The following is a 25,400-nucleotide window of genomic DNA, read 5'->3' on the forward strand; positions in this document are numbered from 1 at the left end:
ATTAGTCAAGTGACTTTGTGTGTTAGCCTGCTAATGCATGAACTGAATGGTTATTTTAGGATGTCCCAAACCAAAACCTTAAAAACTAAAGAGCGTATCTTGCAGCTCAGTTTGCAGCTGTTTAACGAGCGTGGTGAACGATCGGTAACCACCAATCACATTGCGGCTGAACTCGGCATGAGCCCGGGTAACCTGTATTATCATTTCCGCAATAAAAATGAAATTATTAAAGAATTGATGGAACAGTACCAGCACCAGACCCTGGAAATGCTGGCGCTGCCGGATGACCGTGCGCTGGATGCCAATGACAAGGTGCATTATTTTCAGGTACTGAGCAGCCAGCTCTGGGCTTACCGTTTCCTGCATCGTGACGTCTATCATCTGGTAGAAAATAACGAAGATTTTCGCAAGATGTATCCACGCTTTGCCGGGCAGGTCATGCAGCAGGGCCAGAAAATCTATAAAGGCTTTGTTAATGCAGGCCTGATGGACATGACCGATTCAGAAATTGAAGCACTGATCATTAACCTGTGGATTGTACTGACCAACTGGACCAATTTCCTGTATATGTCAGGTCATTTGACCGATTCCAATACGCTGGAAGAAAAATGGGTCTGGCAGGCACTCCGTCAAATGGTATTCTTGGAAGGGGCGTATTTACGTGGTGAAAGTCGTCAAACCTATGAAGGTTTATTGAGTAGTTTGGGCTCTTCGGAACTTTTTGCCAGCCTGTCGTCGTCTAAAGATTCTGAATCTGAACAAACTATTCAGAATATCCAAGAAACGCGCTAGAATACTCGGCTTATTTTTTAATTTAACTGATTAGTGACTTAAACCAACATGAATATGACGACTGCTAACACCGCACGTTTATTGATTACTTGTGAAGACAAGCCGGGCATCGTGCAGGCTGTTTCGAGCTTCTTGTATCATCAAGGTGCCAACATTACTGCGCTTGACCAATATGCGACAGCAGCGCAGGGTGGACGTTACTTCATGCGCGTTGAATTTGAATTAGATAATCTTCAAAGTCGCAAAGAAAGTATTACCCAGACTTTTGCAGCGAATGTGGCGGAACGCTATGGCATGCAATGGCGTCTGGCTCTGGTCAGTGACGTGAAAAAAGTCGGTATTTTGGTGTCTAAAGTCGATCATGCCTTGCTTGAGCTGTTATGGCGTCATGCGCGTGGTGGTTTGCCTTGTGAAATTACCAAAGTGGTGTCGAATCACGAGACTTTACGTGAAGCAGTTGAAAATTTTGGCATTCCATTCGAAGTTGTGCCGGTGACCAAAGACAACAAACCTGAAGCTTATGCAGAAATCGACCAGTTGATGCAGGGCAATGACTTACTGGTGCTGGCGCGTTATATGCAGATTCTGGATGAAGAATTTGTCAGCAAGTGGGAAATGAAAGTGATCAACATTCACCATTCTTTCCTGCCGGCTTTTGTAGGTGCCAATCCGTACAAACAGGCCTATGAAAAAGGCGTGAAGCTGATCGGTGCAACTGCGCACTATGTGACTGCTGATCTGGATCAAGGTCCGATTATTGAGCAGGATGTGGAGCGCGTGAACCATGACTTTACTGTTGAGCAGTTACGTGAACTCGGTCAGGACGTAGAACGTAATGTATTGGCCCGTGCGGTAAAATGGCATTTGGAAGACCGTATTATTGTCGATGGCAACAAGACTGTCGTGTTCCAATAAGACTTGCATTGAGTTTTAAAAAGGCATACTTTTAGTGTGCCTTTTTTGTTTTGATGCAAAAAAAGTCAGTCAAAGGTAGGATTAGCGGTTGCAAATGAAAACACTTCTCATTTATTATTGGCATACTTTAATTGTGCTAACCGATGAGCTTGATAGTTTGTTCCACATCATCTCCTCAAGGTAATAGATTTAATGAGTCAAGTTGCTGCGCCCCAAATGCCTACACCGCCGAATCAGATGAAAAAGAAAGTCATCTCTATCGTGGCGGCTGTACTGGTTGGGCATGTGGGTGTGTTATATGCGATCAGCCAGATGAAAGCACCTGAGCTGGCACCCATTGATAAGCAACCCTTAAAAGTGCGCTTTGTAAAACTCCAGGAAGCGCCAAAACCTTTACCGCCAAAGCCGAAGGCCGAGCCACAAAAAGAGCCGCCTAAGCCAAAAGAAGTCAAAATTGTCGATAAACCGCTGCCACCACCACCGAAAAAAGTAGAAAAAATCGAGCAGGTGAAAAAGGCTGAAGCGCCAAAAGTAGTTAAAGCACCGCCAGTTGAAGCAAAACCAACCCCAAGTCCGGTTGTACCGACAGTGGTCACTGAAACTAAAGTTAAACCGGCACCTGCTCCGGTCGCGCCACCTGCGCCTGTGGCACCGCCAGCACCTGCTGCGCCGCCATCTCCGAAAAGTGTATCAATTGGTGGGGGCGTGTCTTGGCAGCGTTCACCAAAAGTCTCACTCTCTGCAGGTGAATTAAAATCAGCCTGTTCACTGGTAGTAGACGTTTCAGCGAATGAGCAGGGTAAAGTGGTCTCTGCGACTGCACGAAATTCAAGTTGTAGCCCGGCGGTAACGCGCAAAGTAGAAGCAGCGGTACGTCGTGCACAACTCACCAAATATGTTGAAAATGGTGTGGCTTATCCAACACGCGTGGAACAGCCTTTCGATTTTCAGGTTAAATAACGGCTCACCCATTAGGAGTTCGAATATGAACTTTTCAGTTTATTGGCAACACGCTGATGCAGTCAGTAAAACGCTGTATTTCGTGTTATTGGCAATGTCGATTGCGACATGGACCATTTTTGTGCTGCGTTTGATGGGCACTCGCCAACTGAAACAGATTGCCTATACTCAGTTATCTAAGGCATTGGAGCAACTGAAAACCAAACTGGCTCCTTTGGGCTTTGAACAGCGTAAGGCAGTGGCAGAACAGGCGCTGTTACGCCAGATTTCAGCAGAAAAAGCCAATGCCGAAAAAGGTGTATCAGTTTTGGGTACCATCGCATCAATTTCTCCATTTGTCGGTTTATTCGGTACAGTATGGGGCATCTTCCATGCGTTGGTTGCTGTTGGTAAAAGTGGTCAGGCTGGACTGGCACAAGTAGCAACCCCAGTCGGTGAAGCATTGATTATGACTGGCTTAGGTCTAGCAGTCGCGATTCCTGCGGTACTGGCTTATAACATCTGTGTACGTGCTAATCGTGGCTTGGCTCATGAGTTACAGGATCAGGCACACGGTCTGTTAATTGATACCATGCTGCAACAGGAATCTGCTGCAAAAAAGCCTGATGAAAAAGTAACACAACAGAGTTTCGTGGGAGGTCAAGCTTAATGGCTTTTCAACTGGGTGAAGACAACGATGTAGGCATGAATGAGATGAACCTCATTCCCCTCATCGACATTATGTTGGTATTGATGATCATCTTTCTGGTGACAGCGACCGTTGCGAACCCATCAATTCCATTAACCTTGCCACAAACCACTGCGGAGATTATCGATCTGCCGCCTGAAAATGTCACGATCAGCATCAATGCCGAAGGTGACATTGCCTGGAATGGCGATGTACTGACGCTAGAGCAGCTTGAAACCCGTTTTAATGAAGCGGGCCAAGCTGAACGTCAGCCGACCATTGTGCTGAAAGCGGATAAAGAATCACGTTATGACTCAGTGGCGCAAGTCATGTCGCGTGCGAGTGGAGCCGGACTCAGCGATATTGCTTTTGCAACTGATAACTAAGATTTAGGTAATAAAAAAAGCGACTGATTGCAGTCGCTTTTTTTATGCCCATTTTTCATGAAACTTAATGGGTTTTTAAGAGGGTCGTAAATTTGCTGCGTAATTTATTCAATTTTGGCGGAATGGCAAAATTACAATAGCCCTGGGTCGGGTTCTTGGCAAAGAAGTTTTGATGATAGTCTTCCGCCGGATAGAAAGTCGGGGCAGGGCTCAGTTCAGTTACCACATTGATGCCATCGGCTTTCAGGGCATCCATCGCCTGCTGCGCCTGTTGCTGCTGTTCATCATTCAGATAATAAATCACAGAACGATACTGGGTGCCGACATCATTGCCTTGACGGTTTAATGTGGTTGGATCATGGGTCGCAAAAAAGACATCGAGCAATTGGTTATAGTTAATCTGGTTTTCATCGAAATCGATCAGAATGACTTCGGCATGGCCGGTATTGCCACCACAGACATCATCATAGTTTGGCTGAGTTGTGTGCCCACCTGCGTAACCGCTGACGACTTGCTGAACTCCCTGAATCTGTAAAAATACGGCTTCAGTACACCAAAAGCATCCCCCACCGAAAAGTGCCTGTTGCATGGTTGATTCCTCATTCAATTAAATAACTCAATCGGGCTGATGGTTAAATTCCAGCTCATCAGTATGAAAGATAAAAAAGCCTGTCCATACAGGCTTTTTGTAGGGAAGTATTAACGCGGCTGAACAGCACTTTCCAGCTGGATCAAGAGATTTCCATGGCGATCCAGTAATTTTAAGGTTTTACCAAACACTTGATAATGAGTCACTTTGGCTAAAGCTTCATTAAATTTCTGATCAAGCTGATCGTTGTTCATGCAAGCCATACGGGTAGTGGCCATTTGGCTCAGGGTCAGCGTGTCTTTCGCTGCTGTGTAGCTGCCCATAATCCGGTTACAGCTATCTGAACCTGAAACGCGCTGGGTACTGGCATCAAATTGCAGACTCGGAACATTGCGTGCGGTTGGCACCGTCTTGATTTCAGTATTGCCAATCTGGGTCGCAATCCAGGTACGATTTTGCAAAAGTTGTAAATGATTCGCGGTTTGTGTCGTGGCTGTATTAGGCACAGTTTCGCAGCCCATGACCGTTAAAACCGAGCCTAAAATCGCGATGGCAGTTAATTTTTTTAGCATGAGAGATACTCTGATCATTGACTAGCTATTTGTATATAAACAAAAAAATGATCAAGGTTCCAGTTGATTTTGTATCTTTATTGAAGTGGATTTGCTACACAGTTATCGCATGTCTGGTTTCGGTAGACCTTGTCGCATGAGTCTTGAATAGTCCTGACTGGAGAGATTAGCGGTCTGTTCTACCCGTGGATTGACATGCGCGCGTTGATACCAGGTGTGCATATCCCAAGACTGTTCCAGTACTTTGAGATCATAGAGATAATTTGGTAAATAGCCGGAGGCCAGCAGCCGGTAATCTGAGGGTAGCGGTTGTTGCGAAACTGCCTGCACCATATCAAAGACCAGTGTGGTGCAATTACTGGTCAGGGTATTATACCATTTTGGCTTTTGGGCCAGTTCATCGGCCTGACGCAGATATTCCTTGAATAGCGCTTTGGCCTGAGCTTGCGGCATCTTTACCGGGAAAAAATAGACCTGTTCACCACGGACATTGCTACGGGTATAGACAATATCCTTTTCATCCGATGCGACCAGACTCAGTTCATATTTTCGGAAAAAGCCACCAATCGCTGAAAACTCTTCATTCTTTTCCTTGCGGATTTCAATCGAGAAGGTGAGTGGCTTTTGATTGGCAAAATCGAAGCTGACCAGGGTGTGGGCAATTTTAGGTTCCATCCAGTAGGAAGTAATGATGTTCACGCCAGTAATCTGATTCAGATCAAAACTGCGGCTTTCCCAGCGTTCGATATAGCGACCATCGGCCTGCCAGTCAAAGTTGCGGATATTGTGTAAGGTAACCTGATCGCCTTGCTGCTCATAATGCAGAAGCTGGGAAACCTCAGGATTCCACTCTCGATCCTGACGCGCTTCCAGACTGAAATATCCTAGCAGACAGAATAAAAAGGCCAGAAGATAAAGAACGCTATCCACTTGGCGGGAGATCAGATGCCGGGTGAAATAAATCCCGAGAACGACCAGCGCAAAGGTCAGCCAGAGTCCAATCAGCATCAAGCTGCCGATTTTTCCGAGGGGTTGATGAACCCAGAGCATCAGGCTGAACCACAGGCTCGACAGAAGGACGAATAAAGTAAACAGGCTGCCCAGTAGCCACAGACTCCAATGTCTGGAGATGTATTCGCGTCCCTGCATCATCACTTTTTCATGAGAAATAGGCTTTATTTTCTGTAGGTTGCGAACTCAAAAGCAATGCCGGTTTTGTCGTCGATATGTTGCTCGGCAGCGACTTTTTTAAATTCTGCTGGAATCGCTGGATAATAGGCATCGCCCTGTACATCCAGTTCGACATGCGTCAGTTCTAGACGGTCTGTGATCTCCATGGTCTGTTTAAAGATTTCACCGCCACCAATGATGAAAATGGTTTCAGGCTTTTCTGAAGCTTTCACATCTGCCACGGCTTGGCTCAGTGCATCTTCAATGCTATAAGCGACTTTGGTACCTGCAAATGCCCAGTTTGGATCACGAGTAATGACCCAGTTCACCCGTTTAGGTAGAGTACGTCCCATCGACTCTAGTGTCTTGCGACCCATCACCACCACACCGCCTTGGGTGATTTCCTTGAAGTGCTTCAGGTCGGCAGAGATATGCCAAGGTAGGTCATTGCCCTTGCCGATACAACGCTGCTGATCGATGGCGACGACGTGTACAACTTCTAAATCTTGAAATGACATGTATTGATCCTTCTCATCAAACCCAAAGCCCTTCGTGTAATTTTTTACTGGTACGAAGGAGAGGTTCACAATTTATCTTGATTGCCTTCACGCTTTAGGGCCGGGAATATATTTTGAAAGGAGTTGGCGATTCACGCGTGGTAAAAGGCCTCTCCCTAGCCCTCTCCGAGGAGGAGAGGGAATTTTATAATAAAGAAAATTAAACAGCGACAGGGGCTTTAATTCCTGGATGAGATTCATAACCGACAATTTCGATATCTTCAAATTTGAAATCGAACAGGTCTTTGATCTCCGGATTTAGTTTTAATTGACAGAGGCCTAATGGCTCACGGCTGAGCTGTAACTGTGCCTGTTGAAAATGGTTGCTGTACAAATGAGTATCGCCACCAGTCCAGACAAAGTCACCGACCTCCAGATCACAGACTTGCGCGATCATATGCGTCAACAAAGCATAGCTGGCAATATTAAATGGTACACCCAAAAATACATCGGCACTGCGCTGGTACAACTGACAAGACAATTTGCCATTGTGCACAAAGAACTGGAACAGGGTATGGCAAGGTGGTAATGCGACCTGACCCGCTTCATTCGGGTTCCAGCCGGACACGATCAGACGACGCGAATTCGGATTAGTTTTAATTTCATTGATCAACCATTTGATCTGGTCAAAACCATCTTGGTTATAGCTATTGTCTGCATTTTTGCTGGCACCAAAATTACGCCATTGGTGACCATATACTGGACCCAGTTCGCCTTCAGGACGGCCAAAACGTGCAGTCTGTTCTGCGGTCGCCCATTCATCCCAAATCGAGACTTTATTGTCTTTTAAATACTGAACATTGGTATCACCTTTCAGGAACCACAACAGTTCAATCACGATAGAACGGAAATGAACTTTTTTGGTGGTGAGTAAAGGAAAACCTTGGGAAAGATCAAAGCGCATCTGATGACCAAATACCGAACGTGTACCTGTACCGGTACGGTCGCCTTTATCGCCGCCGTTGTCGAGGATATGTTGTAAAAGGTCAAGATATTGGCGCATAGTTCTCTCTATTTGAATCTGTTGAAAATTGCCGTTTTAACAGCAGAACGGATTATTTTATAATCAATTTTCTGTCGAAAGGGACAATTTAAATTGCGCACATCATAGCATTTTTTGATGAGCTTTCATCGCCCAAATTGAGAATAAAAAAGACCTCCTGATAGAGGTCTTTTGATTGCAGTTTAAGCGGTTTTATGGCCCGTATGGACGGTATGAATCAGATCAGACAGATCATAACCTAAGGGTGCTGCATAACTTAAATATTCGCGTTGAGTCGCTTCGTCCAGACTGGTGTCGCGATGTAATCACCATAAATATTCTTTATTCGGCTCGCCCACGAGTGCCGTCTGATAATCCGGATCGATTTTTAAGACCCAATAATCGCCCTTGGTAAACGGGATCCCATGCAAGCCTTCAGGTAAAAATCTGATTTCAAGCTTGGCATGTTCTGCATCGACAATGATCGCTTCAGCAATGGCTTCATCCACCTTGCCATTTTCATTCAAGCTCTATACCGCAGAAATATCGGTGCTGTCTTCAGGTTGGCGCTTCATCGGCAAGTGTGCAATGTCATACCAGGTACTTAAATATTGTTCTAAATTAAAATTTGAAACGGTACTTAAAGTCTGACTCATTTTTCTTCTCTGTTTAGTTCAATATTTAAAGTTTAGTTCAAGGTTTAAAAATGCCGCATCAGTGTAATACAGGCGGTAAAGCTTAAAATGATGTAATCATGTGGTGAAATGTTATCTGAAAATGGCCGAGCTACAGATTAAATCCACACGTTTGAGTAGAAAAAGATAAGGACTCATTTTGTATAGTTCAGGCTAAAAAAGCTTTGCAAGGCATCGAAGTTGGCTTTGCTTTACATTTTTTTTGCAAAGATGATGGGTTTTGTAACTGTATTAGAAAGAACGGCTTAATTTGAATGCCGCAAAAATAGACAAATTTATTTACATTTTTAATGTGAAAGATAACATTTAAACGACTAGTATTCTCGGCTTGTTAACAATATGAAAGCCTAAATTACAGGCGAGGAGCGGTTGGTAAGGCATGATCTATGATCATCAAGTAAACATGAGCGAAGTATATGCTCCTGTCCAAGCGAATATCATGGTGCGTTCCCAATCGGAGCAAAGACCTAAAAAGTCATCCCACAAAGCCACTGTCCGTAATGCTTCAGGCGTAAGCAATGGCCATCGTATCAATATCGAGAAATTTACCAGTTATCTGCAAGGCATTACCCGAAATACCAGTACACAGAAATGTGCGCGCAGTATTCGTGTCGGTCTGCAATCCTCTGGTGCGAAAATTGTGAACCATCCAGTCGCAGCGGCAGATTGGGGAAGTACCCTGATGCAGCTGGGCTATAAGAAAATTAATGCTTCTTTTGATCGGCCGAAAAAAGGCGATATCTATATTATTGACCGTACTCAGGGACATAAATATGGACATATCGCGGCTTATTCAGGTAGTGCCTGGGTATCGGATTTCAAACAGCGAGATCATGCGGTTTATCGCAATAAAAACGTGACTTATAGTTACTATCGTCTGGAAACTTACTTCTAAGAAAATACTGCGAAGTGATCAGTCCTCAAAACGCTTCGCACGGCTTTCATAGATTGAAACGATAAATAATCCAATCGCGGCAAAGCCAAGACATTGCAGACCCCAGGCAAATTTGCCCCATTGTTGGTGCTGTTCAGGCAAATAGCCAAACAGGGTAATTAAGGCAATGATGGGAATCACCCGGCTCAAGGCGCTAAAGCCATTTGCATAGGGATTGGATTTTGAGATTTTTAGGCGGAAATGGTGCAGTAAATGCACAACAATTCCAATCGCTAAACTCACCCCAACAAATATCGGACCTAACTGGGCCACAGTCGATGCTGCATAAATCAAAATACAGGTCGCGATGATGACAATGAGTTTGATTTGACGGCTACAGCGTTCCGAATACCAAAATTCAAGCATGTGGTGGCTCTGGATCCTGAGAGTTCTGATTGAGCAGCGACAATGGTGAAAACAGACAAATTGCCAGTGCCATAAAGGCAATGCCTTGTGCACCCGGAATCAGGATTTCACCCTGTTGCATATTCATAAAAACTAAAGCAATCAATAAGGCAATTGGAATCCAGGTCAGTAATCTATACAGCAAACCGGTCGGGTTTTTGCTGGCAAAGTGGATTTTGCAGTAACGGCAGATCAGAAAAATGATGCCGGTACCGACAAACATCAAAATAGAATCTAAGGGCAGCGGTTCCATCCAGTACAAGCCTGCAGCTGTCGCTGCAATCACAATAAAGATCAACAGTTTTTTGAGAACAGACACCTGCGGATTAAACCAGAACTCAAGCATAATGATGAAAGAATAGAAGAGATAATCGGCACTTTAGCATATTTTGAGTATAAAAAAGCGAGGCCTCTGCCTCGCTAAATTACGCGATTTTCTCAGCTATTTTTTTGTGGACCCCAGTCATATATTTTCTTCTGGTAGGCATACCACATCATCCATAAGCCAATCAGGATCATTGGTAGGCTCAGGAATTGTCCTTTGCTCATCCAGCCAATAAACAGTTGGCCATTGTCCGGCTCACGGAAGAACTCAACCACAAAACGTGCCAGGCCATAACCGATCAGGAACAGCGCAGAAACTGCCATACGTGGACGTGGCTTCGAGCTGAACCACCACAGTACAATAAACAGGATCAGGCCTTCACATAGTGCCTGATAGAGTTGAGATGGATGACGAACCAGTTGCAGCGGATCAGTCGGGAAAATCATGCCCCAGGCAAAGTTTGGGTCGGTGACCTGACGGCCATACAGTTCGCCACCTATAAAGTTACCAATCCGGCCAAACATCAAGCCTGTCGGTACGCAAGGTGCGATAAAATCCAGAGTCTGGAACCAGGTCATCTTATATTTCTTGCACCACCACAACATGGCCAGAATGACCCCGAGGAAACCGCCATGGAAACTCATACCGCCGGTCCAGATCTGGAACAGCCATAAAGGATCGGCCAGGAACTGGGAAAAACCGTAGAAGAAGACATAACCGACACGGCCACCGATGATCACACCGAGTGCACCGAAGAAAATCAGGTCAGACACCATATCCGGTGTCCAGCCACGTTGTTTGGCGCGAAACGTCGCCAATCCCCAGGCAAATAAAAATGCCAGTAAGTACATCAGTCCATACCAGTGGACTTGTAAGGGCCCGAGCGAAATCGCGACGGGATCAATATTGGGATAGGTGAGCATTCCTGTTCCTTGTGATTCTGTTTTGCACAGATTTTAGCTTAAAGCAAAGAAAAATGTTGTACATTCAATGTGTAAAGATCGAGAGCGTAAATTATGTGTATCGTGGCATTGGCTTGGCGGGTTCTGGATCAGAGCTCATTATGTCTGATTTCAAATCGGGATGAGTTCTATCAGCGTCCTACGCAGGAGCTGCATGAATGGGAGAATAGTCCGATAATTGCCGGACAGGATCTACAGTCGGGCGGCACCTGGATGGGGATTACGGCTTCTGGTCGCTGGGCGGTGATTACCAATTTTCGTGATGGGCAGGACAAAGGGCATTATCCGACTTCACGTGGACATATCATCCAGAACTTTTTAGATTCTGACTTAACGCCGATTCGTTTTGCTCAAGATCTGGAACAACGCCAGTGTGACTATGCCGGCTTTAATCTTTTTATGGGGGATCAGGATCAGGCGGTGTATATGAGCAATCGCGGTGAAGCACCACAAGTACTGGCGCATGGCGTCTATGTGGTTTCGAATGGCCTGATGAGCGAAGACTGGTACAAGACCCGCCATTTACGTAAACGCTTTACCCAGGAATTTTTACCGATGCTGCAATACCAGGAGATCGCAGAAGCAGATTTGTGTCATGCAGTCTGGGATATTCTGGAAGATGAACGCAAGGTGATTCCGGAGCTGCTGCCAGACACAGGTATCTCCGTGGAAATGGAACAGCTGCTGTCTTCGACTTTTATCCAGAGTCCGGCCTATGGCACCCGCTGCTCAAATTTTTTGAGAATGCAGCAGGGACAATGGCACTGGATCGAGAAGTCACAACAAGGTACAACCGCAGGTCAAACTATTGAGAAAATAATTAGCCTAAAATAATCACCGGATATAAAAAATGCCGACAGATGTCGGCATTTTTTAGGTCACTTCAGGGTTTAAGCTTTAGGGGTTTCTAACGACTCACCTGCAATGACACCGCCATCTTTACGGGTAATCACGACTGTTGCTGAGCGTGGACGTGAATACGCACGACCAGTACTGATTAAATGTTCAGCTTGGTTTGCAGGCCAAGTGCCACCTGGATGTTGCACGTTTACAAAAATGGCTTTGTAGTCAGGTGTCATAGTGACCCCTGTAATTTCACAGCCAGCAGGACCAACCAAGAAACGGCGTAGCTTCGAGTCATCGAGCTTCGCACCCATAGGTGTTTTTTGTGTGCCTGTCCCCGCTGTTGCGGTTTGTACAGAACCATCGCTCACTGAACCAGGAAGTGCTGCCAGCATCATGCAGTTGGTTGTATCCGTATATGCACCATCGTCAGTTTGTAACCATAATACGCCTCGGTCATCAAACCACATACCATCTGGGCTAGAGAAGTCATTTGCATCCGTCAAGCCAGAAAGGTTTACACCTGGGATTGAATCTGCTTCGGCACCAAATAGGAAAATATCCCATGTAAATGATGTTGCAGTAACATCGTCGCCTGTTTCACGGAAGCGAATCACGTGACCATTAATATTGCCACGTAGGCGGTTCGTTGCATCATCATCATCTGAATATTGGCGTGGATTAGCTGCATCAATTACATGTGCTGAACCGCGTTGTGAGTTATTGGTTAATGTGACATACACTTCGCCATTATGTGGATTTACCGCAACCCATTCAGGGCGGTCCATTTTAGTTGCGCCCGCTGCATCGGCTGCGATACGTGCATTGACCAAAATATCTGCTCGGTCTGCAAATTTGTATTCTGCATAGTTGGCAATCTTTGGATTAGACAAAGAGAGTTCTAACCATTGGCCTTTAGCTTCGCCCGTTGCTTCATTGAAATCAAATTGAGCAACATAAAGCTTACCGTTATTCATGTATTTGTCGCCAGCTGCATAGCCACCGTTGACATCAGTAGGATTCCATGGAGTATCTGAGACAAATTTATAGATGTATTCGCCTTGTGAATCATCACCCATATAGAATGCAAGTGGTTTACCTGCAATGGCACGGCTAGCACGGCAGTCTTCATGAGCAAAGCGACCTAAAGCGGTACGTTTTACTGGCATACTACGATTATCAAACGGATCTATTTCAACAATCCAACCGAAAGTATTAATCGAGTTGCGATAATCCTCTTGTTCCGATGCACCGCTGATGACTGTGTTCCAACGGCTGAAATAATCTGGCGTAAAGATTTGTGGATTTCTAATGCTTTGCCAGTTATAACCACGTGCGCCATTATTGACTTTATAGCGTTTTAACGCATGTTCGGTATTGGCATCGCGTACATCCCCGCCTTCGGTGTCTTTTTGACGTGCGAGATATTGGTTGAAGTTTTCTTCAGTGGTGAGATAAGTGCCCCAAGGGGTATAGCCGTTACCACAGTTGTTGATGGTGCCACGTGTTTTGGTACCATCTGGGCTAAATGCTGTTTGTACCAACGTATTACCACGTACAGGGCCACGGTATTCCATTTCAGTTGCTGCTGTAATACGGCGGTTAAATGGCGAGTTTAAATCGACCGTGATTTCTTGTGTCTCAGGATTTTTGTTGATTGCAACAATAGAAACACCATGAGAGTTTACTTCACGGATTACTTCATCTTCAGTGATATCATCTTGATCAAATATGCTACCACGAGGGTGTAAGTCATCACGTTGTAAATATTCGTGATTCATCACCAATAAGCCAGTGTCCGATACAGTCGCATCAAAATTTTGCTTGCTGGTATTTAAACCAAAAAAGGTCATACCATCATGGTTGTCACCGACACGGCGTTCGTAGGATACACCACTAGGAATATTGTTTTCATCCCATACAGGTAGGCTTGGGTGTAAAGGATCACCTACCGCATGTAGGACTTTAAAATCATAGCCTTCAGCCACAGTAAATTGCTCTAAAGTGTTTTTATCCACTGGTTTGAAGGTTAATGATTTAGGTGTTGCAGTTAAATCTGGTTCATTCGGTGTTGCAGGTATGCTTGGCGGAGTTGATTCTTCATCATTATCGCTACAGCCCGTAAGTGAGGCTGCTAAGGTTAATGCTACTGCACCACCAGCCGTCTTTTTAATTAAATCGCGACGACTCATCTGTTGGTTAAACAGTTGGTGAAATTCTGGGTTCCCCGAAGTGTTGCTGTCATAATCATCATTAAAAGCAATTTGATCAGTCATATTTTGTTCCTAGCAGTATGTGCTTGGTTGTTTTAAATGGTTATGAGTAAATTAACGGCTAAAAATGACAGGGAAGTGAAAGAATTGTTTCAATAAAATTAAATAAATCAGTATTTTATTGAAAATTAAAAACAAAAAGACAGCCAGAGCTGCCTGAGTAAATCGATATTTTTGTTGTTTTGGCTGGTTATTGTTATTCGGTCTTTAAACGACGTTTTTCAATCAGTTTCCCTGCCAGCAAACCCAGTTCAAACAGTAGCCACATCGGGACAGCCAGCATGATCATCGACAGGGCATCCGGAGGGGTGACAAACATCGCTACAAAGAAGCAGCCCACAATAATAAAGCGCCGTTTCTCTACCAGAGTCTGTGTCGAAACTGCGCCAATCAAGATCAGAACCAGGGTAATAATAGGAATTTCAAAGGTAAAACCAAAGACCAGAAACAGCTTTAAACAGAAGCTGAGATAACTGTTGATGTCGGTCATCGGGGCCACAGTTTCCGGCGAAACACTGATAAAAAAATGCAGAATCGAGGGCAATGCCACAAAGTAGGCAAAACTGATACCGGTATAAAACAGCACGATACTGCCGATCAAAAGTGGCAAGGCCAAGCTCTTTTCTTTGGCATAGAGCGCAGGCTTAATAAAGGTCCAAAGCTGATACAGGATGAACGGCATCGCGATCATCAGCGCGACAAAGAAGTTCAGTTTAAAAGGTGCCATGAAGGTTGCAGTGACATCTGTGGCAATCATGGTTGAGCTGGCAGGTAGCTGTGCCCGTAAGGGTTCAGACAACCACTGGTAAGTCTGATTGGCAAAGGGCAATAAGCAGAAAAACAGGCCAATCAGGACAGCAACCACTTTAAACAGATGCTTTCTTAAGATGATCAAATGCTGGGTAATCGGCATCTGTTCGAGGTTCAGTGCTGCAGCATCATTGGAGGCTGGTGTGGTCGGCAAGGATGTCATACGGCCACCTTCATTTCTGTATAGCGTTGTTCGGAAATCACGGTTTGAATTGCTGTAGGCTTGGGTAAATACACGGGTGATACAGGCTGTATCACCGGCTGATAGCTGAGCAAGGGCTGGACAGCTTGCGATTTTATTTTTACTTCATCGCTTACAATCGGCTGCTGCAAATTAGCCACTTGTGCCTGCATCTTGGCCTCCAGTTCCTGAATCCGCTGCATTTCAGCCTGCATCTGTTCACGTAGCTCAGACAGGCGCAATTCACGATCAAGATCATTCTGAACATTGCTCACCATACGCTTGATCTTGCCGTACCATGTTCCGACAAAACGTACTGCTTCCGGAAGCTTATCTGGCCCAAGAACCAAAAGCGAAATAATCCCGAAAATCAGCAGCTCGGTCATTCCAATATTGAGCATAGCGAACTCTTAACTTTTAACCGAATGTTCAGGAGTTTTGACCTGAGCATCAATGGTGCGTGGCTCTGCAAGCTGAGCTTGTTCTGCCTCTTCATCTTTGACTGATTTTTTAAAGTCTTTAATCGCGCCGCCGACGTCTTTACCCAGATTTTTAAGTTTTGATGTACCGAACAATAAAATCACCACAATTGCAAAAATCAGCACATGCCAAATTGATAATCCTGCCATTATTTTATCCTCTATATTTCATGCACCTATCTCAGCAGGCTTGTATGACAGCGCGGTGACGCTTTGATGACAGTTTGCCGAAACAGTAGCAGGGTATGAATCACTCAGATCAAAAATTCTATCATTTGAGAAAAACTAAGCTGTGCTAGCATACAGCTTGATATGGAAATCTCAGCAGTATTGTCATGGCCTTAATTCTTCCCCTCCTGTCTTTTCTGATCGGTTATTGGGGGGTGCAATATTTAAAACCAGTTCGACCTCTCTTGGCGTCTTTATTGGCCCGAGTACTGATTCCAGTACTGATTATCTACAACATGGTGTTTTACCAAGAGGGCAGTTTGTGGCTGATTGCCTTCAGCTTTTTCTGTTCCTGTCTGTTCTTTGCCCTATTTTATTTCACCTTGAAAAATAAACTACGTGCCTTATGCCTGAGTTATTTAAATGGGGCATGGCTGGGGATTCCTTTTGCACTGGCAGTTTTTGGCCCGCAAGCGACCAGTACCGTGGTGGCGCTGTACATCGGTGGTTCCTTGTTTGGCAATGTCTGTGCGGTGATGGCAGTCAGTGAAGCCAGACAAGATAGTGGCTATATTTTAAAAAATGTCCTGCTCTCACCGCCAGTGGTGGCATTGTCAGTAGCAGCACTATTATCATTTTGGGATTTGAGTCACTGGCAGCAAGTCGCTTGGGTGGAGATGCTGTATCAAGCCAATAAAGTGCTGGTCACTTTTAGTGGCATGTGTGTGCTGGGGATGTGGCTAAGTAATGTGCGGATCAGCCGCTTCGATTTAATGTATAGTCTGCAACTGATTTTTTATAGAGGACTGTTTGCGGTTTTGCTGTGTGTTGTCGCCTATTATTATTTACCTATTCCGCAGCAGACGCTGACTTATGCTGTAATGCTGATGTTCTTTTTATTGCCTCCTGCAGCCAATATTGTAGCGCTGGAAACCCATTATCAGGGAACGGGCCATTCCGCCAAATATATTGCTTCGGGAACTTTGGCCAGTGCGATCTTGATTGCTCTATATGGGGTAATCATGCATGCGTTGATGCCAGGATTATAAAAACATAAAAAGGTCCTCTTGCCCTTAGGGCGAGAGTTAGAGAGGATGTAAAAGCTTTAGAAGAATGATTTTCCCTCTTCTTTTAGGAGATGAGAAACGCTGTTTCGCAAGGGGAGAGGTGTATTTTAAAAATCTCTCACCCCAGCCCTCTCCCAAAGGGAGAGGGCTGGGGTGAGAGGAGGAACTTACTTCTCCAAACTCTTCTTAAACAACTGCATCGCCTGTCCACGATGACTGATTTTATTTTTCTCTTCCTTACTCATTTCTGCACTGGAAATTCCGAGTTCCGGTAACCAGAACAACGGGTCATAGCCAAAACCATTTTCACCACGCGCAGCTTCCAGAATTTCCCCGTGCCAGATACCCTGAAAGACTTGCGGTAAGGGATCTTCGGCATGTTGAACCAGTGCCAGTACGCAAACAAACATGCCCTCAATCACTTCACCATCTTGGCGTAAGGGTTTGAGATCGGCCAGCAGTTTTTCATTATTGGCGGCATCGTTGCCATGCTCACCGGCATAACGAGCCGAGTAAATGCCGGGAGCACCTCCAAGAACAGGCACACAAATACCTGAATCATCTGCAATAGCAGGTTTTCCGGAAATTTTAGAAGCATGGCGAGCCTTAATAATGGCATTTTCGACAAAGCTTAGACCATCTTCGATCGCATCTTCGATATTCAACTTGCCCTGAGCCACGACTTCAACCGGCAGTTGTAACTCGGCAAACAGTTTTTCAAACTCGGCAATTTTACCTTTGTTATTACTCGCCAATACCAGTGTGCCTTGGGATAACCAGTCAGTTGCAGCCATGTCAAAAACTCATTATTAGATAAAGAATGGGCGCTATTTTAGCAATTGATGAAGAATTTGCGGCAATAAAAAAGCACCCGAAGGTGCTATTTATACCATTCAGCTTATTGTGCCTGAATCCATCTGTCGGCACGATCACGCGCCTGACGGATCTGCTCTTGGGTCAAATTCGCCGCCAAGGCAGTTTTTCTGCCTTCCGATAGCGTAATCACCTTATTATCGAGCATGCCATCACGGGTAGACAGTTCATACCATTGGTAAGCACCCATATAGTTTTTCTTTTTCTCTTCCATCATTGCCAGGTTAAAGCTGGCACGGTTATCGCCACGGCTGGCTGCTTTTTCAAAATACTGACGCGCCAGCGCTTCATCTTTTCTGGTACCAATGCCATCGGCTAGCATACGGCCGACATTTAGCTGAGCAACTGCCAGACCTTGATCGGCTGCTGCTTTATACCAAGCAAAGGCCTGACGTTCATCTTTCTGTATATCTTTACCATACTGGTATTTGGTGGCCAGATAAAACTGTGCACCGGCCTGACCGGCTTTCGCCGCTTTGGTCAGACTATTGATATCCATAATGGAATACTGAGCCGCTTGACTGGCAACAGAAGGACTCGGTGCAACATAATCTGCATGGGCTTGCATGCCAAAAAGTCCAGCCAGTAGCGTCGTACTTAATAATAATTTTTTCATAGCGCGCTCACTCGATAAATTGCGACTTCACCAAATAGATTAGGGAGATGCTTGCTCAGCAAACTATCTTCTTGATTCCCGTTCACAGCGAGTCGATTAATAATTTTGATGTTATTTTCCGCACAAAGTGCTTCAAAATCACGAAATGTACATAAGTGGATATTCGGGGTGTTATACCACATATACGGCAAGGCTTCAGAAACCGGCATTCTCCCTTTGATTGCCAAGAAAGAACGGGTCTTCCAGTGGGCAAAGTTTGGGAAGGTAATAATAGCCTGTTTCCCCACACGCACCATATCACGTAATAATACGTCAGGCGCATCTACAGCTTGCAAAGCTTGTGCCATGACCACGTTGTCAAAAGACTGGTCAGCAAAGCGGCTTAAGCCGAGGTTTAAGTCTTGCTGGATGATATTTAACCCGCGACTGACTGCAATTGCAATCTTTTCCTGATCAATTTCTAATCCGTATGCACGAATATCGTGCTTTTTACTCATTTGTGCCAGCAGTTCACCATCGCCACAACCGAGATCAAGTACGCTAGAACCGGGCTTAATCCACTTTTCAGCGAGTTGTTGATCGATACGCATTATACGGCCTCCTTTGGTGTTGCTTTCAGGTGTTCTTCACCTCCCAGGAATGCACGCAAAGATTTTACATAGAGCGGAATCGGGAACAGGAAAGAGTCATGACCCTGTTCGGCATCAATATCCAGATAGCTGACAGGTTTATGGTTGCTAATTAAGGCGTCCACGATTTCTTGCGAGCGGGCAGGGGTAAAACGCCAGTCAGTGGTAAATGACACCACCAAGAATTTACACTGAGTATTGGCCATGGCTTTTTTGAGCGACTGTTCATATTCACGCGACGGATCAAAGTAATCCAGCGCCTTGGTCATGATCAGATAGGTATTGGCATCGAAGTTACGGCTGAACTGCTCACCCTGATAACGCAGATAGCTTTCGACCTGGAATTCGACATCGAAACCATACATAAATTTGCCTGATTTCAAATCGCGGCCAAATTTCTGTTTCATGGCTTCTTCGGACAGGTAAGTAATATGACCGACCATACGCGCCAGAATCAGACCACGTTTTGGATAGCTGTCATTTTCCAGATAACGACCATTATGGAAATCCGGGTCTGACAAAATCGACTGACGTGCCACTTCGTTAAAAGCAATATTCTGTGCAGAAAGCTTTGGAGCGCTGGCAATGATCACGCATTTTCTTAAACGGTTTGGATAATCCACTGACCATTGCAATGCCTGCATGCCACCCAGTGAACCGCCAATGATGGCATCCCAGGTATCAATTCCTAAACGATCAGAAAGCAAGGCTTGGGTTTTGACCCAATCGCGGACCGTAACCAAGGGGAAATCAGGGCCATAAGGACGGTTGTCATTTTCAGGGTTTGGCGAGATCGGGCCGGTAGAACCGCTACAGCCACCAATATTATTCAGTGAAACCACAAAGAATTTTGACGTATCAATGGCTTTACCGGGACCAATACATGAATCCCACCAGCCGGCTTTTTTATCATCTTCATGATGATAGCCAGCAGCATGGTGATGACCGGAAAGGGCATGACAAATCAGAATGGCATTGGACTTATCGGCATTGAGTTCGCCATAAGTTTCAACCATCAGTTCAAAACGTGGGAGGATGCGACCGCATTCAAGCTCTAACGGCTCTTCAAATTGGAACTTTTGTGGGACAATAATGCCCACTGAGTCAGCTGGAAAAGACACGGGGAGGATTCGCCTTAAATCTTTAGTATGAATAATAAAAGGATACCATTTGCCGGTATCCTTCTAAAGTCATTTTAGTGCTATGAATTATCGCAAATTCTAATACCGCCGTTTAGACCGCAGCAGCAATCACCTGATCAGTGCTTAAAACACCCTGATCAATCAGACGGTTGGTCGAGGCAATAATTGCTTCGATAGAAGAGGTCACGATGTTGTCATGTACCCCGGCACCAAAGGCAGATTTACCAGTACCTTTCACTTGAAGTTCGATCAAGGCCAAGGCTTTGGCATGAGCACCTGAACTGATGCTGCGCTCTTCATAGTTCACCACGTCAATCGGCAAATGAAGTGCATCCAAAATCGCAGAAATTGGACCATTGCCTTCACCGCGAACACGACGTGACTGGCCATCAATTTCAAGATCAAGCTCAATCACCTGATTGCCATTATCATCTGACAATTTGTAGTTTTTCGCAGAATAGTGAACGTTTTTAGCATCCACATAAGTTTCTTTGAATAACTTCCAGATTTCAGTCGCACTGATTTCAGTGCCTTGCTCATCGGTACGTTTTTGTACGATCTGAGAGAATTCAATCTGTAAACGACGCGGCAAGATCACGTTATAGTTCGATTCTAACAAGTAAGCAATACCACCTTTACCTGACTGTGAATTGACACGGATCACGGCGTCATAGTCACGGCCCAAATCTTTCGGGTCGATTGGCAAGTACGGCATATCCCAAATTTCTTCGTTTTTCTGGAACTCGAAACCTTTTTTGATGGCATCCTGATGCGAACCCGAGAATGCAGTAAACACCAAATCACCGGCATATGGATGACGCGGGTGCACAGGTAAACCGGTACATTCTTCCACAGTCGCAATGATTTCATTGATGTTGGAGAAATCTAAATTCGGTGCCACGCCTTGGGTATACATGTTCAAGGCAATCGCAGCCACGTCGACGTTACCGGTGCGCTCGCCATTACCAAACACACAGCCTTCAACCCGGTCAGCACCAGCCATAATTGCCAATTCAGAAGCGGCAATGCCACAACCACGGTCATTGTGACAGTGAACTGAAATGATCACGCCGTCACGACGCTGGATGTTGCGGTGCATCCATTCGATTTGATCGGCATAGATGTGTGGGCCTGAAACTTCTACGGTTGCAGGCAAGTTCAAGATCACTTTATTGGTCGGTGATGCTTCCCAGATTTCAGTGACGGCATCGCAGACATCTTTTGCAACTTCTAATTCGGTTGCAGTAAAACATTCCGGGCTGTACTGAAATACGAATTCAGTTTCCGGTTGTTTTGCGGCGTATTCTTTTACTTTCTGTGCAGCATTAATGGCTAACTGTTTTGCACCTTCAACATCAACATTCAAGACTTTGTTGCGGAATGTCGGCGAGTTGGAATTATAGATATGTACAATGGCACGTTTTGCGCCTTGTAAAGATTCAAAGGTACGTTGAATTAAATGATCACGTGCCTGAACCAATACCTCGATATAAACGTCATCCGGAATATGACCTTCTTCAATCAATTTACGGGTAAAGTCAAAGTCAATTTGTGATGCTGACGGGAAGCCGATTTCAATATGCTTGAAACCGATTTTCACCAACATCTGGAACATCTTGAATTTCTGCTCCATGTTCATTGGCTCAAAGATCGCTTGGTTACCGTCACGCAGGTCGGTACTCATCCAGATTGGCGCTTTGTTGATTTCATTGTTCGGCCATTGACGGTCTGGTAAATCCACACGTTGATACATGCGACGGTATTTTTTACTTGGATCAGCCAACATCATGAGAGAGCTCCTTATGCTAACTTGGGTACCGTAATCTTGGTTAAAGCGGTGCGTGGGTCAGCGGCATAGATTTTGTCTATTCATTGGGTTTTAGTGACAGTCTGGTTCAAACCTGAAATATGGTCTAAATATTGGTGGTTTAGCTTCACCAAATGTACTAAATGCCTTACTTATAATTTAAAGTTTAATCCACTTATCCCGAAAAGTTTTTGCTATTTTTATGGATTTTAGTCGTATGGTAATAAAGATTTTCTTATAAAGTTTAAGTGGTGAAAAATATTTTCACTTATTTTAAATATCGTATTTTATATTTTCTCGATTTGGATATAATTCGTTATTTATTACGTTCAATAGTGCCATAAAGCAATATATTTTGATAAACAATAGATCCAGTTGTTCTTAAAGATCATTGAAGACAGAGCCTCTTTTAAAGTTCAGCCCATTTACGCATTAAATTATGATACAGATTGGTCAGTTTCATCACTTCTGCATGCTGATCACCCAGCTGCATTCTCAGGTTTTGAATACTCTGATCCAGATTAAACAGCATATGCCGTTCTGCATCATCCCGGATCATGCTTTGTACCCAAAAAAATGAAGCAATTCGGCAACCGGAAGTGATTGGCGTGACTTCATGTAGGCTGGTCGACGGATACAGAATCATATCGCCGGCAGGCAATTTTACTTCGTGATAACCGTAAGTGTCTTCGACCACCAGTTCACCACCGACATATTCTTCCGGCTCACTCAAGAAAACCGTACAGGATAAATCCGTTCTGAGACGTTCATTGCTGCCGCGAATACGACGAATCGAATTGTCGACATGAAAGCCGAAAGATTCATTATTTTCATAGCGGTTAAACAGGGGAGGAATAATATCCAGTGGAATCGCCGCTGATAAAAATAAAGCATGCTGTCCCAGAGACTCAAGAATGATTGTGCTTAAATGCTGGGTCAGGGAATGATCTTCAGGCAGTTGCTGATTCTGTTTCACCGTTGCAGAGAGTGTACCCGCGGTAACTTTGCCGTTGACCCACTCAATCTTATTCATCTCCTCACGGAAATATTGCACCTGTTCTTTGCTCAGTACATTTGGAATATGATGCAGCACGAGAAACCCCTGAATAATCGTATTTTAAAAATAACATAGCCCCCATCAGGAGGCTATGCGGTTGCATTGAATTAATATTTAAAGTTGACTGCTAACACTGCACTACGACCTTCTGCTTCGGTCGCATAGTGAGATGAATAGGCTTTTGTGAAGTAACGTTCATCAGACAGGTTATTGACGTTTAATTGCAAATCAACATTTTCATTCACGTTATAACGTGCCATGGCATCATAGCGAACATAGCCCGGAACATATTTTGTATTCGCAGCATCGCCATAGACTTTATCCATTGCCACAGCACCCGCACCTAAAGTTAAAGCTGGAGTTATTGCATAAGTCGTCCACAGGGTTGCGCTGTTTTTCGCGACGTTTTGAACCTGATTGCCATTAGTTGGGCTTGGAACATATACTGCTGGTGCTCCTGATGCCGCAGTATTAACAAAACCAGCATCAACAATTTCGCTGTCTAGATAAGTATAGCCAGCTGAAACTGCCCATTTATCAGTAATATTGCCATTTGCACCAAGTTCAATACCATCTACGCGAGTTTCACCAATATTACGAGTAAATCCATCTGTATCAAGAGCACGGGTATTCTCTTTTTCAGTTCTAAAAATAGCAGCAGTTAAATTTAACTTATCATTGAGTACATTCCATTTTGTACCAATTTCATATGTTTTAACTTCTTCTGGTTTTAGATTATTGATCGCTTTGGCCTGTTCTTCAGATGTATTTCTGCCCGGAACGCTAATACCTTCAGAGCCGTCACCAGCGTCCACGCCTACAGGGTTGGCAGAAGTGGCATAACTTGCATAAATCGCGCTGCTTTCAGTAGGTTTAAATGTTAAACCCGCTTGGTAATTAAAAAAGTCATTACTTGAAGTATATGCTGTTCCTGCTTTAATCGTTCCGGAATCTTTATTGTATTTCATATCCGTTTCGAACTTATCCCAGCGAACACCTAGGTCTACCAGCCATTGTGGGGTAATTTCTAGATTGTTCAAAGCATAGATAGATTGTGTTTTAGATGTGATATTAGTGACATTAGGATTTGGGGTAACAGTTCCTAACCAAGCATCATAAGAATTAGGATTGTTCAGATCGGTACACCAACCATTTGAATTGACTAACGAGCAGGCATTATTTGCATTGTTGTTATTGGAACTACCGCCAATTTTAGATGTATTCGGATCAGTGACTATATTCGATCCACGATCTGAATCTTGTTTAGAATATTCGGCACCAACATTGAACTTGTGCGTTAGCACCCCAGTATTGAACTTTCCTGTTAAAGCGAGTTGATCTGTAAAGCTGTCTGTACTGGTTAAATTGGTATTGAGGCGGCGCCAAATTTCATTATTTAAAATATTACCTTGGCTATCATCTGGTTGTGTCCACAAATAATTATTCTCAGACTTATTGTATACAGCGGTATTGCTAAGAGTAAGATCTTCATTTAGATCGTGTTCTAGTTTAATAGTACCAGATTGATTTTCTTGTTTTTGGAAGTCACGATTAAGCCATCCGTAGTAAATACCTTGTTTTACATCGACAGGTTTACCTACGGTTGCTTTTTTTACCGCATCATATTGATAAGGAACACCAGAATCAGGCGTATCATCAGACTTTAAGTAGTAATAGCTCAAAGTCGCGCGAGTAGGGGTGTCTAAGCCGAAACTAATGCTTGGCGCAATACCGGCACGTTTATATTCGGCACCATCTTTCTGACCAGCTTTTTCATTATGATGACCCATTACCGCAACACGTGCTGCGATACCATTTCCGAAATCTTTATTGCCATCTAAAGTAATACGTTGATAGTTATCTGTGCCGCCAGCGACTGAGCCTTCTAAAAAGTCACCTTTCTTCGCAACTTTAGAAATCATGTTGATGCTACCACCGGTCGCTCCTGCGCCGCCCATGGCAGACGCAGAACCTTTAGTCACTTCGACCTGTTCGACAGCAAACATTTCACGGTTTTGTGAAGTGGCATTACGAACGCCGTCTACATACATGGAGCTTTCAGAGTTATAACCACGAATAAATGGACGGTCACCGTTTGGGTTACCACCTTCACCTGCGCCCAAGGTAATCCCCGGAACTGTACGTAGTGCATCAGCTAAAGTCGTCACTTGTGTATCTGCAATCAGCTGTTTTGAAATCACTGAAACTGATTTGGGTGTGTCGAGTAAAGGAGCAACAAATTTGCTATTCGCAGATTGATCTACTTTTAAGCCAGGTGCTTGTTCAGCTTTGACTTCCTGATGGATAGTGTCGAGTCGAACAACATTGTCTTCAGCAATTGCATGTGTTCCCACAATAGACAAAGAGGAAATAATCGCAGAAGAAACGATCTTTTTACGTGTTTTAATAAAGGTCATGCGAAACCTGTTAATTATGTGATTAAACTGTATGCGAATAATAATGATTCTTGTTTTTCTTTATATCTTTGTATGATGGGAATTCATGATCTTTAAGAAAATATTAAATGAGATTTTAAATGTAATA

Annotated in this window: 29 protein-coding genes; 8 read left to right on the plus strand and 21 right to left on the minus strand. The window is 44.3% G+C overall.

What is annotated here, in order from left to right:
* The first annotated feature begins 60 nt into the window (after positions 1-60).
* The 5 genes from NI466_RS05465 (at position 61) to NI466_RS05485 (ending at position 3,720) form a co-directional block, all read left to right on the plus strand.
* Positions 61-792 carry a TetR/AcrR family transcriptional regulator gene (locus NI466_RS05465; protein WP_034437998.1) on the plus strand — a complete coding sequence of 244 codons (732 nt, stop codon included), beginning with the start codon at positions 61-63 and terminating at the stop codon, positions 790-792.
* Positions 793-840: 48 nt separating this feature from the next.
* Positions 841-1,707: a formyltetrahydrofolate deformylase gene (gene purU, locus NI466_RS05470; protein ID WP_004278437.1), complete on the plus strand. Its 867-nt coding sequence runs from the start codon at positions 841-843 to the stop codon at positions 1,705-1,707.
* A gap of 192 nt (positions 1,708-1,899) precedes the next feature.
* Positions 1,900-2,667, plus strand: coding sequence for an energy transducer TonB (locus NI466_RS05475; RefSeq protein WP_253173010.1), 768 nt, complete (start codon positions 1,900-1,902; stop codon positions 2,665-2,667).
* A gap of 25 nt (positions 2,668-2,692) precedes the next feature.
* The gene (locus tag NI466_RS05480; RefSeq protein WP_114541271.1) at positions 2,693-3,316 is read left to right on the plus strand and encodes a MotA/TolQ/ExbB proton channel family protein; all 624 of its coding nucleotides are present in this window, start codon (positions 2,693-2,695) and stop codon (positions 3,314-3,316) included.
* Entirely contained in the window at positions 3,316-3,720 is a 405-nt protein-coding gene (locus NI466_RS05485; RefSeq protein ID WP_004278434.1) for an ExbD/TolR family protein, read from the plus strand. Before NI466_RS05480 ends, NI466_RS05485 begins: the two co-directional genes overlap by 1 nt.
* A gap of 64 nt (positions 3,721-3,784) precedes the next feature.
* On the opposite strand, the gene msrA is transcribed toward NI466_RS05485, so the two are convergent.
* The 7 genes from msrA to NI466_RS05520 all read right to left on the minus strand — a co-directional run bounded on the left by msrA (position 3,785) and on the right by NI466_RS05520 (position 8,246).
* Complete coding sequence (gene msrA, locus NI466_RS05490; RefSeq protein WP_004647414.1) at positions 3,785-4,309, minus strand: peptide-methionine (S)-S-oxide reductase MsrA; 525 nt, start codon at positions 4,307-4,309, stop codon at positions 3,785-3,787.
* A gap of 110 nt (positions 4,310-4,419) precedes the next feature.
* Positions 4,420-4,881, minus strand: a complete 462-nt coding sequence (locus NI466_RS05495) for an META domain-containing protein (RefSeq protein WP_044111866.1) — start codon at positions 4,879-4,881, stop codon at positions 4,420-4,422.
* 102 nt (positions 4,882-4,983) lie between these two features.
* Complete coding sequence (locus NI466_RS05500; RefSeq protein WP_253173012.1) at positions 4,984-6,033, minus strand: DUF4105 domain-containing protein; 1,050 nt, start codon at positions 6,031-6,033, stop codon at positions 4,984-4,986.
* Between the two features lie 23 nt (positions 6,034-6,056).
* On the minus strand, positions 6,057-6,569 hold the full coding sequence (locus NI466_RS05505; protein WP_253173014.1) for a dihydrofolate reductase: 513 nt from the start codon (positions 6,567-6,569) through the stop codon (positions 6,057-6,059).
* Positions 6,570-6,768: 199 nt separating this feature from the next.
* Positions 6,769-7,611, minus strand: a complete 843-nt coding sequence (gene thyA, locus NI466_RS05510) for a thymidylate synthase (RefSeq protein ID WP_086044126.1) — start codon at positions 7,609-7,611, stop codon at positions 6,769-6,771.
* A 305-nt stretch (positions 7,612-7,916) separates the two neighbouring features.
* Entirely contained in the window at positions 7,917-8,117 is a 201-nt protein-coding gene (locus NI466_RS05515; protein ID WP_005250658.1) for a lipocalin family protein, read from the minus strand.
* Positions 8,118-8,120: 3 nt separating this feature from the next.
* The gene (locus NI466_RS05520; RefSeq protein ID WP_005245940.1) at positions 8,121-8,246 is read right to left on the minus strand and encodes a lipocalin/fatty acid-binding family protein; all 126 of its coding nucleotides are present in this window, start codon (positions 8,244-8,246) and stop codon (positions 8,121-8,123) included.
* Positions 8,247-8,664: 418 nt separating this feature from the next.
* Here NI466_RS05520 and NI466_RS05525 point away from each other — a divergent pair, with 418 nt between their 5' ends.
* Positions 8,665-9,180: a CHAP domain-containing protein gene (locus NI466_RS05525; protein WP_085064497.1), complete on the plus strand. Its 516-nt coding sequence runs from the start codon at positions 8,665-8,667 to the stop codon at positions 9,178-9,180.
* Between the two features lie 18 nt (positions 9,181-9,198).
* Here the strand turns inward: NI466_RS05525 and NI466_RS05530 are convergent, their stop codons facing one another.
* From NI466_RS05530 to lgt, 3 genes are all read right to left on the minus strand, one after another.
* Positions 9,199-9,585 (minus strand): hypothetical protein, encoded by a 387-nt coding sequence (locus NI466_RS05530; RefSeq protein ID WP_085064498.1) that lies wholly within the window; start codon positions 9,583-9,585, stop codon positions 9,199-9,201.
* Positions 9,578-9,970 carry a hypothetical protein gene (locus NI466_RS05535; RefSeq protein WP_005103145.1) on the minus strand — a complete coding sequence of 131 codons (393 nt, stop codon included), beginning with the start codon at positions 9,968-9,970 and terminating at the stop codon, positions 9,578-9,580. Before NI466_RS05535 ends, NI466_RS05530 begins: the two co-directional genes overlap by 8 nt.
* Before the next feature lie 92 nt (positions 9,971-10,062).
* A complete protein-coding gene (gene lgt, locus NI466_RS05540) occupies positions 10,063-10,872 on the minus strand; it encodes a prolipoprotein diacylglyceryl transferase (RefSeq protein WP_005107931.1) in 810 nt (269 codons plus the stop codon).
* A gap of 93 nt (positions 10,873-10,965) precedes the next feature.
* On the opposite strand from lgt, the gene NI466_RS05545 reads away from it, so the two are divergent.
* Complete coding sequence (locus tag NI466_RS05545; protein WP_195725177.1) at positions 10,966-11,745, plus strand: NRDE family protein; 780 nt, start codon at positions 10,966-10,968, stop codon at positions 11,743-11,745.
* A 56-nt stretch (positions 11,746-11,801) separates the two neighbouring features.
* On the opposite strand, the gene NI466_RS05550 is transcribed toward NI466_RS05545, so the two are convergent.
* The 4 genes from NI466_RS05550 to tatA form a co-directional block, all read right to left on the minus strand.
* Complete coding sequence (locus NI466_RS05550; protein ID WP_253173015.1) at positions 11,802-14,030, minus strand: PhoX family protein; 2,229 nt, start codon at positions 14,028-14,030, stop codon at positions 11,802-11,804.
* A gap of 193 nt (positions 14,031-14,223) precedes the next feature.
* On the minus strand, positions 14,224-15,000 hold the full coding sequence (gene tatC, locus NI466_RS05555; RefSeq protein ID WP_005107926.1) for a twin-arginine translocase subunit TatC: 777 nt from the start codon (positions 14,998-15,000) through the stop codon (positions 14,224-14,226).
* Complete coding sequence (gene tatB, locus NI466_RS05560) at positions 14,997-15,419, minus strand: Sec-independent protein translocase protein TatB (RefSeq protein ID WP_005245947.1); 423 nt, start codon at positions 15,417-15,419, stop codon at positions 14,997-14,999. Before tatB ends, tatC begins: the two co-directional genes overlap by 4 nt.
* Before the next feature lie 9 nt (positions 15,420-15,428).
* Positions 15,429-15,647 (minus strand): Sec-independent protein translocase subunit TatA, encoded by a 219-nt coding sequence (gene tatA, locus NI466_RS05565; RefSeq protein ID WP_005245949.1) that lies wholly within the window; start codon positions 15,645-15,647, stop codon positions 15,429-15,431.
* A 185-nt stretch (positions 15,648-15,832) separates the two neighbouring features.
* Between tatA and NI466_RS05570 the strand changes: the two genes are divergently transcribed.
* Complete coding sequence (locus NI466_RS05570) at positions 15,833-16,714, plus strand: AEC family transporter (protein ID WP_253173017.1); 882 nt, start codon at positions 15,833-15,835, stop codon at positions 16,712-16,714.
* Between the two features lie 185 nt (positions 16,715-16,899).
* Here the strand turns inward: NI466_RS05570 and rdgB are convergent, their stop codons facing one another.
* From rdgB to NI466_RS05605, 7 genes are all read right to left on the minus strand, one after another.
* Positions 16,900-17,526 (minus strand): RdgB/HAM1 family non-canonical purine NTP pyrophosphatase, encoded by a 627-nt coding sequence (gene rdgB, locus NI466_RS05575; protein WP_253173019.1) that lies wholly within the window; start codon positions 17,524-17,526, stop codon positions 16,900-16,902.
* Positions 17,527-17,630: 104 nt separating this feature from the next.
* Positions 17,631-18,221, minus strand: a complete 591-nt coding sequence (locus tag NI466_RS05580; RefSeq protein ID WP_004647420.1) for a tetratricopeptide repeat protein — start codon at positions 18,219-18,221, stop codon at positions 17,631-17,633.
* Positions 18,218-18,811 carry a methionine biosynthesis protein MetW gene (metW, locus tag NI466_RS05585; protein ID WP_004278415.1) on the minus strand — a complete coding sequence of 198 codons (594 nt, stop codon included), beginning with the start codon at positions 18,809-18,811 and terminating at the stop codon, positions 18,218-18,220. The genes NI466_RS05580 and metW overlap by 4 nt, the downstream gene beginning before the upstream one ends.
* Positions 18,811-19,971, minus strand: coding sequence for a homoserine O-succinyltransferase MetX (gene metX, locus NI466_RS05590; protein WP_044111890.1), 1,161 nt, complete (start codon positions 19,969-19,971; stop codon positions 18,811-18,813). The genes metW and metX overlap by 1 nt, the downstream gene beginning before the upstream one ends.
* A gap of 112 nt (positions 19,972-20,083) precedes the next feature.
* A complete protein-coding gene (leuA, locus tag NI466_RS05595; RefSeq protein WP_044111891.1) occupies positions 20,084-21,781 on the minus strand; it encodes a 2-isopropylmalate synthase in 1,698 nt (565 codons plus the stop codon).
* 427 nt (positions 21,782-22,208) lie between these two features.
* Positions 22,209-22,892: a Fe2+-dependent dioxygenase gene (locus NI466_RS05600; RefSeq protein ID WP_253144893.1), complete on the minus strand. Its 684-nt coding sequence runs from the start codon at positions 22,890-22,892 to the stop codon at positions 22,209-22,211.
* Positions 22,893-22,963: 71 nt separating this feature from the next.
* Positions 22,964-25,273: a TonB-dependent receptor gene (locus NI466_RS05605; protein WP_253173021.1), complete on the minus strand. Its 2,310-nt coding sequence runs from the start codon at positions 25,271-25,273 to the stop codon at positions 22,964-22,966.
* Positions 25,274-25,400: the final 127 nt, after the last annotated feature.

The sequence above is a fragment of the Acinetobacter lwoffii genome (assembly GCF_024129595.1).
Classification (GTDB): Bacteria; Pseudomonadota; Gammaproteobacteria; order Pseudomonadales; family Moraxellaceae; genus Acinetobacter; species Acinetobacter lwoffii_O.

Bases quoted from the DNA above. Each gene is read 5' to 3' on its own strand.
- NI466_RS05465 (WP_034437998.1), top strand. From the start codon at position 61: ATGTCCCAAACCAAAACCTTAAAAACTAAAGAGCGTATCTTGCAGCTC.
- purU (WP_004278437.1), top strand. From the start codon at position 841: ATGAATATGACGACTGCTAACACCGCACGTTTATTGATTACTTGTGAA.
- NI466_RS05475 (WP_253173010.1), top strand. From the start codon at position 1,900: ATGAGTCAAGTTGCTGCGCCCCAAATGCCTACACCGCCGAATCAGATG.
- NI466_RS05480 (WP_114541271.1), top strand. From the start codon at position 2,693: ATGAACTTTTCAGTTTATTGGCAACACGCTGATGCAGTCAGTAAAACG.
- NI466_RS05485 (WP_004278434.1), top strand. From the start codon at position 3,316: ATGGCTTTTCAACTGGGTGAAGACAACGATGTAGGCATGAATGAGATG.
- msrA (WP_004647414.1), bottom strand. From the start codon at position 4,309: ATGCAACAGGCACTTTTCGGTGGGGGATGCTTTTGGTGTACTGAAGCC.
- NI466_RS05495 (WP_044111866.1), bottom strand. From the start codon at position 4,881: ATGCTAAAAAAATTAACTGCCATCGCGATTTTAGGCTCGGTTTTAACG.
- NI466_RS05500 (WP_253173012.1), bottom strand. From the start codon at position 6,033: ATGATGCAGGGACGCGAATACATCTCCAGACATTGGAGTCTGTGGCTA.
- NI466_RS05505 (WP_253173014.1), bottom strand. From the start codon at position 6,569: ATGTCATTTCAAGATTTAGAAGTTGTACACGTCGTCGCCATCGATCAG.
- thyA (WP_086044126.1), bottom strand. From the start codon at position 7,611: ATGCGCCAATATCTTGACCTTTTACAACATATCCTCGACAACGGCGGC.
- NI466_RS05520 (WP_005245940.1), bottom strand. From the start codon at position 8,246: ATGAGTCAGACTTTAAGTACCGTTTCAAATTTTAATTTAGAACAATAT.
- NI466_RS05525 (WP_085064497.1), top strand. From the start codon at position 8,665: ATGATCTATGATCATCAAGTAAACATGAGCGAAGTATATGCTCCTGTC.
- NI466_RS05530 (WP_085064498.1), bottom strand. From the start codon at position 9,585: ATGCTTGAATTTTGGTATTCGGAACGCTGTAGCCGTCAAATCAAACTC.
- NI466_RS05535 (WP_005103145.1), bottom strand. From the start codon at position 9,970: ATGCTTGAGTTCTGGTTTAATCCGCAGGTGTCTGTTCTCAAAAAACTG.
- lgt (WP_005107931.1), bottom strand. From the start codon at position 10,872: ATGCTCACCTATCCCAATATTGATCCCGTCGCGATTTCGCTCGGGCCC.
- NI466_RS05545 (WP_195725177.1), top strand. From the start codon at position 10,966: ATGTGTATCGTGGCATTGGCTTGGCGGGTTCTGGATCAGAGCTCATTA.
- NI466_RS05550 (WP_253173015.1), bottom strand. From the start codon at position 14,030: ATGACTGATCAAATTGCTTTTAATGATGATTATGACAGCAACACTTCG.
- tatC (WP_005107926.1), bottom strand. From the start codon at position 15,000: ATGACATCCTTGCCGACCACACCAGCCTCCAATGATGCTGCAGCACTG.
- tatB (WP_005245947.1), bottom strand. From the start codon at position 15,419: ATGCTCAATATTGGAATGACCGAGCTGCTGATTTTCGGGATTATTTCG.
- tatA (WP_005245949.1), bottom strand. From the start codon at position 15,647: ATGGCAGGATTATCAATTTGGCATGTGCTGATTTTTGCAATTGTGGTG.
- NI466_RS05570 (WP_253173017.1), top strand. From the start codon at position 15,833: ATGGCCTTAATTCTTCCCCTCCTGTCTTTTCTGATCGGTTATTGGGGG.
- rdgB (WP_253173019.1), bottom strand. From the start codon at position 17,526: ATGGCTGCAACTGACTGGTTATCCCAAGGCACACTGGTATTGGCGAGT.
- NI466_RS05580 (WP_004647420.1), bottom strand. From the start codon at position 18,221: ATGAAAAAATTATTATTAAGTACGACGCTACTGGCTGGACTTTTTGGC.
- metW (WP_004278415.1), bottom strand. From the start codon at position 18,811: ATGCGTATCGATCAACAACTCGCTGAAAAGTGGATTAAGCCCGGTTCT.
- leuA (WP_044111891.1), bottom strand. From the start codon at position 21,781: ATGATGTTGGCTGATCCAAGTAAAAAATACCGTCGCATGTATCAACGT.
- NI466_RS05605 (WP_253173021.1), bottom strand. From the start codon at position 25,273: ATGACCTTTATTAAAACACGTAAAAAGATCGTTTCTTCTGCGATTATT.